Origin of the sequence: Rubrivivax benzoatilyticus JA2 = ATCC BAA-35, from assembly GCF_000190375.1 — a bacterium.
GTDB classification, from domain to species: domain Bacteria; phylum Pseudomonadota; class Gammaproteobacteria; order Burkholderiales; family Burkholderiaceae_C; genus Rubrivivax; species Rubrivivax benzoatilyticus.
This window is the reverse complement of sequence record NZ_AEWG01000140.1, coordinates 1-13,203: the sequence shown is the minus strand read 5'-3', so window position 1 is coordinate 13,203 and position 13,203 is coordinate 1. Positions and strand designations below refer to the sequence as shown.

Annotated in this window: 12 protein-coding genes; 9 read left to right on the top strand and 3 right to left on the bottom strand. The window is 71.6% G+C overall.

What is annotated here, in order from left to right:
• A partial coding sequence (gene mltA, locus RBXJA2T_RS15130; protein WP_009858280.1) for a murein transglycosylase A occupies positions 1 to 1,147 on the top strand: 1,147 nt, incomplete at its 5' end.
• A 4-nt stretch (positions 1,148 to 1,151) separates the two neighbouring features.
• On the opposite strand, the gene RBXJA2T_RS15125 is transcribed toward mltA, so the two are convergent.
• The 3 genes from RBXJA2T_RS15125 to RBXJA2T_RS15115 form a co-directional block, all read right to left on the bottom strand.
• Positions 1,152 to 2,030: an EamA family transporter gene (locus tag RBXJA2T_RS15125; protein ID WP_202796740.1), complete on the bottom strand. Its 879-nt coding sequence runs from the start codon at positions 2,028 to 2,030 to the stop codon at positions 1,152 to 1,154.
• A 23-nt stretch (positions 2,031 to 2,053) separates the two neighbouring features.
• Complete coding sequence (locus tag RBXJA2T_RS15120; protein ID WP_009858278.1) at positions 2,054 to 3,145, bottom strand: GGDEF domain-containing protein; 1,092 nt, start codon at positions 3,143 to 3,145, stop codon at positions 2,054 to 2,056.
• Between the two features lie 67 nt (positions 3,146 to 3,212).
• Positions 3,213 to 3,758, bottom strand: coding sequence for an Lrp/AsnC family transcriptional regulator (locus RBXJA2T_RS15115; RefSeq protein WP_009858277.1), 546 nt, complete (start codon positions 3,756 to 3,758; stop codon positions 3,213 to 3,215).
• 142 nt (positions 3,759 to 3,900) lie between these two features.
• Here RBXJA2T_RS15115 and RBXJA2T_RS15110 point away from each other — a divergent pair, with 142 nt between their 5' ends.
• The 8 genes from RBXJA2T_RS15110 to RBXJA2T_RS15075 all read left to right on the top strand — a co-directional run.
• Complete coding sequence (locus tag RBXJA2T_RS15110) at positions 3,901 to 7,479, top strand: indolepyruvate ferredoxin oxidoreductase family protein (protein WP_009858276.1); 3,579 nt, start codon at positions 3,901 to 3,903, stop codon at positions 7,477 to 7,479.
• A gap of 10 nt (positions 7,480 to 7,489) precedes the next feature.
• Positions 7,490 to 8,344, top strand: coding sequence for an NUDIX hydrolase (locus RBXJA2T_RS15105; protein ID WP_029718442.1), 855 nt, complete (start codon positions 7,490 to 7,492; stop codon positions 8,342 to 8,344).
• 104 nt (positions 8,345 to 8,448) lie between these two features.
• Positions 8,449 to 8,985 (top strand): cytochrome b, encoded by a 537-nt coding sequence (locus tag RBXJA2T_RS15100; protein WP_009858274.1) that lies wholly within the window; start codon positions 8,449 to 8,451, stop codon positions 8,983 to 8,985.
• 24 nt (positions 8,986 to 9,009) lie between these two features.
• Positions 9,010 to 9,600, top strand: coding sequence for a YceI family protein (locus tag RBXJA2T_RS15095; RefSeq protein WP_009858273.1), 591 nt, complete (start codon positions 9,010 to 9,012; stop codon positions 9,598 to 9,600).
• A gap of 35 nt (positions 9,601 to 9,635) precedes the next feature.
• Complete coding sequence (locus RBXJA2T_RS15090; protein WP_009858272.1) at positions 9,636 to 10,205, top strand: YceI family protein; 570 nt, start codon at positions 9,636 to 9,638, stop codon at positions 10,203 to 10,205.
• A gap of 168 nt (positions 10,206 to 10,373) precedes the next feature.
• Positions 10,374 to 11,495 (top strand): TRAP transporter substrate-binding protein, encoded by a 1,122-nt coding sequence (locus RBXJA2T_RS15085; RefSeq protein ID WP_009858271.1) that lies wholly within the window; start codon positions 10,374 to 10,376, stop codon positions 11,493 to 11,495.
• A gap of 94 nt (positions 11,496 to 11,589) precedes the next feature.
• Positions 11,590 to 12,204 carry a TRAP transporter small permease subunit gene (locus RBXJA2T_RS15080; RefSeq protein WP_029718441.1) on the top strand — a complete coding sequence of 205 codons (615 nt, stop codon included), beginning with the start codon at positions 11,590 to 11,592 and terminating at the stop codon, positions 12,202 to 12,204.
• Positions 12,205 to 13,203 (top strand): TRAP transporter large permease subunit (locus RBXJA2T_RS15075; protein WP_009858269.1); only part of this gene is annotated, 999 nt, incomplete at its 3' end.

Sequence of the window (13,203 nt, the reverse complement as noted above, 5' to 3'; positions counted from 1 at the left end):
CCGCGGCGCCACCGGTCGCCGCGCGACTCGCGGCCGCGGCGCTCGCCGCCTGCACCTCCGTGCCCTTGCCGCCCGAGCGGCCGGCCCCGTCGAAGACGCCCGCCCGGCGCATCCGCCGGCGCCGCCGGACGCCGGCGTCGAACGCCCGCGTTCACGCTGGATCCCGGCCGACTGGGGCGAGCTGCCCGGCTGGAACGAGGACCGTGTTGCCGAGGTCTGGCCGGCGCTGCGCGCCAGCTGCGGCCGGCCGGCGCGCGGCTGGGCCGAGGTCTGCGCCCGCGCGATGCTGGAGCCGCCAGCCGACGACGGCGCGGCGCGCGAGTGGCTCGCCCGCTGGCTGCAGCCCTGGCGCGTCGAATCGCCCGATGGCCAGACCGAAGGCCTGGCCACCGGCTACTTCGAGCCGCTGGTCGAGGCCCAGCGCCAGCCGCGCGGCGCGTTCCGCGTGCCGCTGCACGGCCTGCCGACGCCCGGGGCGATGCCCAAACCCGGCTGGACCCGCCAGCAGCTGGACACGCTGCCGGCGGCCCGGGCGGCGCTGCGCGGGCGCGAGATCGCCTGGGTGGCCGACCCGCTGGACGCGCTGCTGCTGCAGGTGCAGGGCTCGGGCCGGCTGGCGCTGACTGAGCCGGACGGCAGCCGCCGCCTGGTGCGCCTGGCCTTCGCCGGCCACAACGAGCAGCCCTACAAGTCGGTCGGCCGCTGGCTGGTCGAGCGCGGCGAAATGACGCTGGACACCGCCTCCTGGCCGGCGATCCGCGCCTGGGCGCGGCGCAACCCGCAGCGGGTGCAGGAGATGCTGTGGGCCAACCCGCGCGTCGTCTTCTTCCGCGAGGAACCGCTGCCCGATCCGAGCGTCGGCCCGCGCGGCGCGCAGGGCGTGCCGCTGGTGCCGGGGCGCTCGATCGCGGTCGACGCCGGCAGCATCCCCTACGGCACTCCGGTCTGGCTGGACACGACCGAGCCGCTGTCGGCGACGCCGCTGCGCCGCCTCGTCGTCGCCCAGGACACCGGCAGCGCGATCGTCGGCGCGGTGCGCGCCGACTACTTCTGGGGCTGGGGCGAGGAAGCCGAGGCCCAGGCCGGGCGCATGAAACAGCCGCTGAGGCTGTGGGTGCTGTGGCCGCGAGGGCTGCGGCCGCAGTAGTTCTTCAGCCGCGCGCCAGGCGTTCGCGCAGCCGCGGCCAGAACAGGTTCAGCGCCAGCCCCGACATCACCAGCGCCGCCGCCGCCAGCTTCCAGCCCGGCAGCGGCTCGGCCAGCAGCAGCGCCGAGGCGCCCATGCCGAACACCGGCACCAGCAGCGCCATCGGCACGACGGTGGCCGCCGGGTGGCGCGCCAGCAGCCAGCCCCAGGCGGCGTAGCCGAACAGCGAGTTGCCGACCGACTGCCAGGCCACCGCCGCCCAGGCGCCGGCATCGGCGTGGACCAGCGACTGCAGGATCAGCGTCGGCCCTTCGAGCCACAGCGACAGCGCCGCCAGCGGCGGCAGCGCGAACAGGCTGGACCAGACGACGTAGCCCAGCATGTCGACCTTGCCGCTGTGGCGCGCGACGAGGTTGCCGCCGGCCCACGAGGCCGCGGCGCAGAGCACCAGCGCCAGCCCGAACGGTGTCGTCTGCGCGTCGGTGTGCCAGGCGATGACACCGATGCCGGCCACCGCCAGCGCCAGCGCGCCCCACTGGAACAGGCGCACGCGTTCGCCGGCGAGCACGATCGCCAGCCCGATCGTGAAGAACACCTGGGTCTGCACGACCAGCGACGCCAGCCCCGGCGCGATGTGGCCGCGCATCGCGACGTAGAGCAGGCCGAACTGGCCGGCGCCGATCAGCACGCCGTAGGCCGCCAGATGGCGCCAGGGCACCAGCGGCCGGCGGATGAAGAAGGCAGCCGGCAGCAGCACGAAGGCGAAACGCAGCACCGCGAACAGCAGCGGCGGCAGCGTCGCCAGTGCCAGCTTGATGACGACGAAGTTGGTGCCCCAGACCGCGACGACGGCCAGCGCCAGCAGCAGGTGGCGGCCGGGCAGGCCGCCGTGCCCCGCCGCCGCCGTCACGCGACGACCACCCGGCTCTCGCCCTGGCGCAGCGCGTCCTGCAGCGCCTGCTCGGCGCGTGCGATGGTCTGCTCGACGGTCTCTCCGGCATGGTGTTCGGCGAGCCCCGCCGAGAGGCTGAAGCGCAGCAGCGGCGCCTCGGTGAGCACACGCGCGCCGGCCACGGCCTCGCGCAGGCGGTCCAGTCCGGCGCGTGCCAGCGACGCGCGCGTGTCCGACATCAACAGCATGAAACGGGCATCTTCCCAATGGGCCAGCACGTCGGCGACGCGCACGCGGTGCGCCGCCTCCTGGGCGATGCCGCGCAGCAGCCGCGTCTCGCCGCCGTCGCCGAGCGCACGCGCCTCGGCGGCGAAGTCGTCGATCTGCAGCATCGCGATGCAGAAGGTGTGGCCCGAGCGGATGCAGCGCTGGTGCTCCTGCTCCATCAGCTCGACCATGTGGCGGCGGTTGATCAGCCCGGTGAGCTCGTCACGCGTGGCGAGCTGGCGGATGCGCTCGAGCGCGGCGCTCAGCTCCTCCTTCTGCTCACGCGAGATCTGGCGCAGCCGCGACAGCCGCGCGGCGAGGATCGAGGCCGCCGGCATCATCGTCGCCACCATCAGGAAGTGGCCCAGCTCGATGGCCGGCGGGTAGCGCACCGGGTCGGCCAGCGCCATCGCGGCCATCGTCGCGCCGAGCACGGCCACGCCGAAGACGCAGACCCCGGCCATCTGGCGCATCGTCGACTTGAACATGCCGTACATCAGGATGACCATCACGACCGGGAACACGCCGCCGCGGCCGGGGCCGAGCAGCGCGTAGGCGGCGGCGCTGCAGGCGATCGCGAAGTCCATCTGCAGCACCGACAGCGAGGGGTCGGCGAGGCGCTCGCTCCAGCCGCTGCGGATCGCCGCGTACAGCGCGGCCATGCCGGCGAAGGCGACCGCCGTCCAGACCGCGACGCCGGTGGCCGAGGCGACGCCGATCCAGACGAAGTAGTGCATCGCGGCGATGCCGGCGCACATCGTCGACATCGCCAGCAGCGACTGCAGCAGCCGCGCCCGGCGGACCGGGTCGGGTGTCAGCAGTGCATCGAGCAGACGCATCGGCCGCAGGATCCTCGAGGAATGACGTCAGCCCCCGAGGGTATCGCACTCGCGCGTCCGCGCGCGCTCAGAGCCGCGACAGCAGGTGCGACAGCGGCAGCGCCGCACCGGCCTTCACCTCGCCGAGCGAGAAGCTGGTGTGCAGGTCCTTCACGTTGGGCAGCTTGAACAGCGTCTGCATCGTCCAGCGCGAGAAGGCGTCGAGGTCGGTGGCGACGACGTGCAGCTCGAAGGTGCCGGCGCCGCTGATGTAGTGGCAGGCCACGACCTCGGGCAGCGCCGCCAGCGCCTGCTCCAGCGCCTGCGTCGCCTCGGCGTTGTTGCGCTCGGCGTCGATGCGCACGAAGGCCAGCACGCCCAGGCCGACGCGGCGGCGGTCGATCTCGGCGCGGTAGCCGGTGATGTAGCCCTGCTGCTCGAGCCGGCGAACGCGCCGCCAGGTCGGCGCCGGCGACAGGCCGATGCGTGTCGCCAGCTCGGCGTTGGACAGGCGCGCGTCGTGCTGCAGCGCCGCCAGGATCGCGAGGTCGTGGCGGTCCAGGCCCTGGCGCGAGGCGTCGGCGGGCTCGGTCTCGCCGCTCGTGGTTTTCCCTGAAACGGCGGCTTTGAGCACGACTCTTTCTCCTACTGACCGATTGGCGAAACCAGATTGCCCAAATCGTCGCCGACGCGGCAAGACCCGGAAAGACAGGGCGAACCCTGCTGCCTACACTGGTCCGCGACCATCGGTCCGCCAGAGGCCGGCAGGAGACGAGATGAACGCACCGATGAGCGATGCGGTCCGCGAGGCGCTGGCCCGCGTGTCGCTGGACGACAAGTACGCGCTGGCGTCCGGCCGCGCCTTCATGAGCGGCGTGCAGGCGCTGGTGCGGCTGCCGATGCTGCAGCGCCGCCGCGACGAGCTCGCCGGGCTGAACACCGCCGGCTTCATCAGCGGCTACCGCGGCAGCCCGCTGGGCGGCTACGACCAGGCGCTGTGGGCGGCGAAACCGCACCTGGAGGCGCAGAACATCGTCTTCCAGCCCGGCGTCAACGAGGAGCTCGGCGCCACCGCGGTCTGGGGCACGCAGCAGCTCGACCTGTTCCCCGAGGCGAAGAAGTTCGACGGCGTGTTCGGCCTCTGGTACGGCAAGGGCCCGGGCGTGGACCGCTGCTCCGACGTCTTCAAGCACGCCAACATGGCCGGCACCGCGCGTCACGGCGGCGTCGTCGCGATCGCCGGCGACGACCACGTCGCCAAGAGCTCGACCGCGGCGCACCAGAGCGACCACATCTTCAAGGCCTGCGGGCTGCCGGTGTTCTTCCCGGCCAGCGTGCAGGAGATCCTGGACCTGGGGCTGCACGCGATCGCGATGAGCCGCTTCAGCGGCTTGTGGACGGCGATGAAGACGATCCAGGACATCGTCGAGAGCAGCACCACCGTCGACATCGACCCGGGCCGCGTGCGCATCGTGCTGCCCGAGGACTTCGCGATGCCGCCCGGCGGCCTGCACATCCGCTGGCCCGACACGCCGCTGGAGCAGGAAGCGCGGCTGATGGACCACAAGTGGTATGCCGCGCTGGCCTACGTGCGCGCCAACCGGCTGAACCACGACGTCGTGCGCGGCGCGCACGACCGCTTCGGCATCATCGCCAGCGGCAAGGCCTGGAACGACACCCGCCAGGCGCTGGCCGACCTGGGCCTGGACGATGCCGTCTGCCGCGCACTCGGCATCCGGCTGCACAAGGTGGCGGTGGTCTGGCCGCTGGAGGCGACGACCACGCGCGCCTTCGCCGAAGGGCTGCAGGAGATCCTCGTCGTCGAGGAGAAGCGCCAGATCATCGAGTACCAGCTGAAGGAGGAGCTCTACAACTGGCGCCCCGACGTGCGCCCCAACGTGCTCGGCAAGTTCGACGAGCCCGAAGGCGACGACAGCGGCGGCGAATGGAGCCGGCCCAACCCGAGCGAGAACTGGCTGCTGCGCGCCAAGGCCGACCTGACGCCGGCGATCATCGCGCGCGCCATCGCCCGGCGGCTGAAGAAACTCGGCGTGCCGGCCGACGTGGCCGCGCGCATGGACGCCTGGCTGGCCGTGGTCGACCGGCGCGAACGTGAACTCGCCGCCGCCGGCCCCGACGCCGGCGCGCGCCCGCCGTGGTTCTGCAGCGGCTGCCCGCACAACACCAGCACGCGTGTGCCCGAAGGCAGCCGCGCGCTGGCCGGCATCGGCTGCCACTACATGGCGACCTGGATGGACCGCGCGACGACGACCTTCTCGCAGATGGGCGGCGAAGGTGTCGCCTGGGTCGGCCAGGCGCCGTTCTCCAAGGACGGCCACGTCTTCGCCAACCTCGGCGACGGCACCTACTTCCACAGCGGCATCCTGGCGGTGCGCCAGAGCATCGCCGCCGGCGTCAACATCACCTACAAGCTGCTCTACAACGACGCCGTCGCGATGACCGGCGGCCAGCGTGTCGGCGAACGCCCCGAAGGCCATTCGGTGCCGCAGATCGTCAAGAGCCTGGTCAGCGAAGGCGTGGCCAGGCTCGTCGTCGTCACCGACGAGCCGGCCAAGTACAGCGGCGTGCTGCTCGAGCCGGGTGTCACGGTGCACCACCGTGACGAGCTCGACCGGCTGCAGCGCGAGTTCCGCACGCTGCGCGGCACGACGGTCATCGTCTACGACCAGACCTGCGCCACCGAGAAGCGCCGCCGCCGCAAGCGCGGCACGATGGCCGAGCCGGACTCGCGGGTCGTCATCAACGAACTGGTCTGCGAAGGCTGCGGCGACTGCAGCGTGCAGAGCAACTGCCTGTCGGTCGAGCCGCTGGAGACCGAGTTCGGCCGCAAGCGCCGCATCAACCAGAACAGCTGCAACAAGGACTTCTCCTGCGTGAAGGGCTTCTGCCCGAGCTTCGTCACCGTGCAGGGCGGCACGCTGCGCAAGCCGGCGCCGCAGGCGCGGCCGACGCTGGACGCGCTGCCCGCGGTGCCCGAGCCCGTGCTGCCTTCGGCCGAGCAGGCCTGGAGCATCCTCGTCGCCGGCATCGGCGGCACCGGCGTCATCACCCTCGGCCAGCTGCTGGGCATGGCCGCACACCTGGAAGGCAAGGCCGTCATCACGCAGGACGCCGGCGGCCTGGCACAGAAAGGCGGCGCCGCCTGGAGCCACGTGCAGATCGCCGAACACCCGGAGCTGCTGCGCACGAGCAAGGTCGACACCGCCAAGGCCGACCTGCTGATCGCCTGCGACGCGATCGTCGCCGCGTCGAAGACGACGCTGGCGACGCTGGCGCCGGGGCGCAGCGCCGTCGTGCTGAACACCCACGGCACGCCGACCGCGGCGCTGATGGGCAACCCCGACTGGCAGTCGCCCGCCGGCGCCTGCGAAGCCGCGCTGCGCGCCAGCGTCGGCGACGCGGCGCTCGGCGCCTTCGACGCCGAACAGGCCGCCGAGCGCCTGCTCGGCGAGACGATCTACACCAACCCGCTGCTGCTGGGCTACGCCTGGCAGATGGGCCGCATCCCGCTGTCGCGTGCGGCGCTGATGCGCGCGATCGAGCTCAACGGCGTGCAGGTGCAGAAGAACCAGGCGGCCTTCGAATGGGGCCGGCGCTGCGCCCACGACCTGGCCGCCGTGCAGTCGCTGACCGCCGCGCGCCAGGTCATCGACATCGTGCGCCGGCCCTCGCTGGACGAGATCGTCGCGCGCCGCGCCGACTTCCTCGTCGGCTACCAGGACGCGGCCTACGCCGCCGACTACCGCGCCTTCGTCGAGCGTGTGCGCGAGGCCGAGCGGCCGCTGGGCTCGACGAAGCTCGCCGAAGCCGTCGCGCGCTACCTGTTCAAGCTGATGGCCTACAAGGACGAGTACGAGGTCGCGCGGCTGCACAGCGACCCGGCGTTCCACGCCAGGCTGGACACGATGTTCGAAGGCGACATCAAGCTCGTGCACCACCTGGCGCCGCCGATGTTCGCGTCGCGCAACGAACGCGGCGAGCTCGTGAAGCGCCGCTACGGGCCCTGGCTGCACCACGTCTTCCCGCTGCTGGCGCGCTTCAAGCGCCTGCGCGGCACGGCGCTCGACCCCTTCGGCCGCAACCCCGAGCGTGTCGTCGAGCGCCGGCTGATCGCCGACTACCGCGCCACGATCGAGGAGGTGCTCGCCGGGCTGGACGCGGCGCGGCTGCCGCTGGCGCTGGAGATCGCGCGCCTGCCGGAAGACATCCGCGGCTACGGCCACGTCAAGGAACGCCACCTCGCCGCGGTGCGCCCGCGCTGGGAGGCGCTGCTGGCGCGCTGGCGCAGCAACACCCCCGCGCCGGTCACGCAGGTGGCCGCCAGCGCCCGATAGACTGGGGCGCATGAAAGCCCCGGCGCCATCGACCTGGTACGCACTCGGCGCCGCGATGCGCGCCGACCTGCGGCGAGTGCCGTTCATCGTCGGCGACCTCGTCGTCGGCGCGGTCGCGGCAAACGAACTGGCCGCGCTGGCCTCCTTCGACGAACTGCAGGTGCAAGACGACGGCGTCGTGCTCGCCGTCGCGCCCGAAGAACGCGACGCCGCGCTGGCGCGCGTCAACGGCGCCTTGCGCGACGCCGGCCGGCTGCGTGGCTGGCGCGACGAGCTGTTCCCGCTCTACGACCCGGCGACGCTGACCGTTCTGGCGCACTTCGAACGCGCCGCGGCGCGCTACTGGGGCACGCTGACACTCGGGGCGCACGCCACCGGCTGGGTCGCCGGGCCCGACGGCCGCCCGGCGGCGCTGTGGGTCGCGCAGCGTTCGTTCACCAAGTCCACCGACCCCGGGCTGCACGACAACCTGATCGGCGGCGGCGTGCCGATCGGCCAGACGCCCGAAGAGACGCTGGTGCGCGAAGCCTGGGAGGAAGCCGGCCTCACGCCCGCGCTGATGGCGGCCCGCCGCCCCGGCCGCGTGCTGCGCACCGCGCGCGACATCCCCGAAGGCCTGCAGCACGAGCTGATCCACGGCTGGGACCTCGAGCTGCCGGCCGGCGTCGTGCCCTGCAACCAGGACGGCGAGGTGCACGCCTTCCGCCTGCTGGACGTCGAGGCCGCGCTGGCGCTGGCCGCCACCGCGGCGATGACGGTCGACGCGGCGCTGGTGACGCTGGACTTCGCGGTGCGCCACGGCCTCGTCGACGACGAGGCCACGCTGGCGCGGCTGCAACCGCTGGTCGTCGGGCTGTCCGGCTAGGCGCCGTCAAGGCCCGGCAGCGACCGGGCGCTTTCACCTGGGCTCACCGGGGCGATCAAATCCGTTGAACCGTCGCGCGGGGGCCGGCCGGAATACTGCCGGCCATGACGCACCCCGCCCGCTACGACGCCGTCGCCGTCGCCTTCCACTGGCTGCTGGCCCTGGCCATCGTCGGCGCCTTCTGCGTCGGCGTTTACATGGCCGACCTGCCGCTGTCGCCGACACGGCTGAAGCTCTACAACTGGCACAAGTGGGCCGGCGTGCTGATCCTCGCGGCCTCGGCGCTGCGCCTGCTGTGGCGCCTGGCGCACCGCCCGCCGGCCGACCTGCCGGGCCCGGCCTGGCAGCAGCGTGCGGCGCACGCCGTGCACTGGGCGCTGTACGCGCTGTTCTTCGCCGTGCCGCTGTCGGGCTGGGCCTACAGCTCGGCCGCCGGCTTCCCGATCGTGCTCTTCGGCGTGCTGCCGCTGCCCGACTTCGTCGCCGCCGACCGCGCCTTCGCCGAGACCATCAAGCCGCTGCACGGCCTGCTGGCCTACACGCTGGCCACCGTCGTCGTGCTGCACGTCGCCGCCGCGGTCAAGCACCAGTTCATCGACCGCGACGGCCTGCTCGAGCGCATGCGCTTCGGCCGCCGCTGACCCGTCACCCGAGAAAGACCCACGATGTCCTCCTCCCTGCTCTCCCGCACCACCGCGCCGCTGGCCCTGGCCGCCGCGCTGCTGGCCACACCCTGGGCCGTGAAGGCCCAGACCCCCGCGACGCTGGTGCCGGCCGCCAGCGAGATCGCCTTCACGACGACGCCGATGGGCGTGCCGGTCGAAGGCCGGTTCGGCAAGTTCTCGGCCCAGGTCGCGCTTGACCCGAAGAAGCCCGAGACCGGCAAGGTCGTGCTGACGATCGACACCGGCAGCGCCCGTTTCGGCACGCCCGAGCTCGACGGCGAGATCGGCAAGCCGGTGTGGCTGTCGACGGCCAAGTTCCCGCAGGCCACGTTCCAGTCGACGCGCATCAGCGCCGCCGGCGGCGGGCGCTTCCAGGTCGCCGGCAAGCTGACGATCAAGGGCGCGTCGCAGGACGTCGTCGTGCCGGTGCAGGTCACGCAGGCCGGCGGCACCAGCACCGCCACCGGCACGCTGAAGATCAAGCGCCTGGCTTTCAAGGTCGGCGACGGCGAATGGGCCGACACCTCGATGCTCGCCGACGACGTGCAGATCCGCTTCAAGCTCGCGCTCACCGGCCTGGCGCCGCTGTGAGCTTGCGTTTTCCCCACCTGCAACCAGGAGTCCCGATGAAGACCTTCGCCACCGCCGCACTGCTCGCCGCCGCCGCCTTCGCCGCCCAGGCCGAGCCCGTGACCTACAAGGTCGACGCGACCCACGCCGCCGCCTTCTACGAGATCGGCCACTTCGCGACCAGCACCAACCGCGGTCGCTTCCCGGTCAAGGAGGGCAGCGTCACGATCGACCGCGCGGCCAAGGCCGGCAAGGTCGACATCACGCTGGACATGGCCGGCGTCAACAGCGGTGTCGCGGCGATGGACAAGCACCTGCGCGGCAGCGACTTCTTCAGCACCGACCAGTACCCGACGGCGCGTTTCGTCGCCGACCGCTTCGAGTTCAAGGGCGACAAGGTGGAGAAGGTCCACGGCTCGCTGACGATGCTCGGCAAGACGCACCCGGTGACGCTGGAGGCCGAACGCTTCAACTGCTACCAGAACCCGATGCTCAAGCGCGAGGTCTGCGGCGGCGACTTCGAGACCACGATCAAGCGCAGCCTGTGGGGCGTGAACTACGGCCTCGAGTACGGCTTCGCCGACGAGGTCGAGATGCAGATCCAGGTGGAAGCCGTGCGCCAGTAAGGCTCGCCGCGTCCCGCCGACACAGGGCCGCCGCGTGCGGCCCTGTTCCGTTTCGCGACACGCGCGGGCGCGGGGAACAGGGGGTTACACCGGGTTGCCCGCGATCAAGCCGGCCTGAATAGTCGTCCAGCCGCCCGCAGCAGACGGGCGATGTCCAGGAGACCCTTCATGCACGACGCCTCCCCGCCGGCCCCCCGCCGCCGCCGATTCCTGAAGAACGCCGCCGCCGGCGCCGCCGGTGCCGGCGCGCTGGCCGCACCGATGGTCGCCACCGCGCAGACCGTCACGCTGCGCTTCCAGAGCACCTGGCCGGCCAAGGACATCTTCCACGAGTACGCCCAGGACTTCGCGAAGAAGGTCAACGACATGGCCGGCAACCGGCTGAAGATCGAGGTGCTGCCCGCCGGCGCCGTCGTGCCGGCCTTCCAGCTGCTCGAAGCCGTCGCCAAGGGCACGCTCGACGGCGGCCACGGCGTCATGGCCTACCACTACGGCAAGAACACCGCGCTGGCGCTGTGGGGCTCGGGCCCGTCTTTCGGCATGGACGCCAACATGCTGCTGGCCTGGCACAAGTACGGCGGCGGCGACGCGCTGCTGGCCGAGATCTACAAGAGCCTGAACATGGACGTGCGCTCGTTCCTGTACGGGCCGATGCCGACGCAGCCGCTGGGCTGGTTCAAGAAGCCGATCGCACGCGTCGAGGACCTGAAGGGCGTCAAGTTCCGCACCGTCGGCATCGCCGTCGACGTCTTCACCGAGATGGGCGCGGCGGTCAACCCGCTGCCCGGTGGCGAGATCGTGCCGGCGCTGGACCGCGGCCTGATCGACGGCGCCGAGTTCAACAACGCCAGCTCCGACCGCGTGCTCGGCTTCCCCGACGTCAGCAAGGTCTGCATGCTGCAGAGCTTCCACCAGAGCAGCGAGCAGTTCGAGATCCTGTTCAACGGCGCCAAGTACAACGGCCTGCCGGCGGACATGAAGAAGATCATCGAGCACGCCGTCGAGGCCTCCAGCTCGGACATGAGCTGGAAGGCGATCGACCGCAACTCCAGGGACTACATCGAGCTGAAGACCAAGGACGGCGTCAAGTTCTACAAGACGCCCGACGCGATCCTGCGCGCCCAGCTCGCCGCCTACGACAAGGTGGTCGAGAAGAAGTCGGCCGAGAACCCGTTCTTCAAGCGTGTCATCGAGAGCCAGCGCACCTTCGCGCAGCGCGCCGGCGCCTGGCAGAAGGACTACGGCGTCGACATGAAGATGGCCTGGAACCACTACTTCGCGCGCGGCTGACGCGGCCGGCCTTCCACCAGCCAGGCCACCGGCGGCCCCGGTGGCCTTTTCTTCGGTCTCTCGGTCCTCGCGACCGCCCCTCCCGAGGGAGTCGATGCAATCCTTGCTGCTCGCGGTGGACCGCCTGTCCACCTGGATGGGCCAGCTGTTCGCCTGGACCATCGTGCTGCTGACCTTCGGCATCAGCGCCGAGGTGTTCTCGCGCTACGTGCTCAACGAACCGCACGACTGGGCGCTCAACGGCCAGATCATGCTCTACGGCGCGCTGTTCATGATGGCCGGCGCCTACACGCTGGCCAAGAACAACCACGTGCGCGGCGACGTGCTCTACGGCTTCTTCCGCCCGCGCACGCAGGCCGCCGTCGACCTCGTGCTGTACCTGCTGTTCTTCCTGCCCGGCATCGTCGCGCTGACCTGGGCCGGCTGGACCTACGCGATGGAGTCCTGGGCGATCCGCGAGAAGACCTTCTCGGCGACGCCGCTGCCGCTGTATCCGTTCAAGTTCGTCATCCCGCTGGCCGGCGCGCTGCTGCTGCTGCAGGGCGCGGTGGAGATCGTGCGCTGCGTGCTGTGCCTGCGCGACGGCCGCTGGCCCTCGCGCGGCGAAGACGTCGAGGAGGTCGACGTCGACAAGCTGAAGGCGATGGTGCACGTGAAGGACGAGGACATCGCCGAGCTGGACCGCTACGTGCAAGCGAAGGAGCGCTGAGTGAAGCTGCGCAAGGAACTCTGGTTCGGCTTCACGCTGATGGCGCTGATCCTGGCCGGCATCGCCGTCGTGCTCGGGCGTGCCGAGACCATCACCAACGGCCACATCGGGCTGCTGATGCTGGCGCTGATCGTCGTCGCGATCATGCTCGGCTTCCCCACGGCGTTCACGCTGATGGGCATGGGGATGATCTTCACCTGGCTGGCCTACGAGCGCGACACCGGCAAGACGCTGGACCTGATGGTGCAGTCGGCGTTCAAGGTGATGAGCAACGACGTGCTGATCTCGATCCCGTTGTTCGTCTTCATGGGCTATCTGGTCGAACGCGCCAACCTGATCGAGAAGCTGTTCAAGAGCCTGCACCTGGCGATGGCGCGGGTACCGGGCTCGCTGGCGGTGGCGACGCTGTTCACCTGCGCGATCTTCGCCACCGCCACCGGCATCGTCGGCGCCGTCGTCACGCTGATGGGGCTGCTGGCGCTGCCGCAGATGCTCAAGAGCGGCTACGACATCCGCCTGTCGGCCGGAGCGATCACCGCCGGCGGCTGCCTGGGCATCCTGATCCCGCCGTCGGTGATGCTGATCGTCTACGGCGCGACCGCCGGCGTGTCGGTGGTGCAGCTCTACGCCGGCGCCTTCTTCCCGGGGCTGATGCTGGCCGGGCTGTACGTGCTGTTCGTCATCGGCGTCGCGCTCATCAAGCCGGGCTGGGCGCCGCCGCTGGCGCCCGAGCTGCGCACGGTGCGGCTGCCGCTGGCCACCGCGCGTTTCGCCGAAGGCGCGCAGCGTGCGCTGCCGGCGCTGCTGCAGGCACTCAAGGGCCGGCGCAACGCTGACGTGCCGACCGGCCATCTGCTGCGCCAGCTCGCGGTCGTGCTGCTGCCGGCGCTGGTGTTCGCGCTCGTCGCCGTCGGCGCGCACCGGGTCGTGACCGCGCCGGCAGCAGGCCCGGCGCCGGCGATCGAGGGCCTGACCGAACTCGGCGCGGCGGGCGACGCC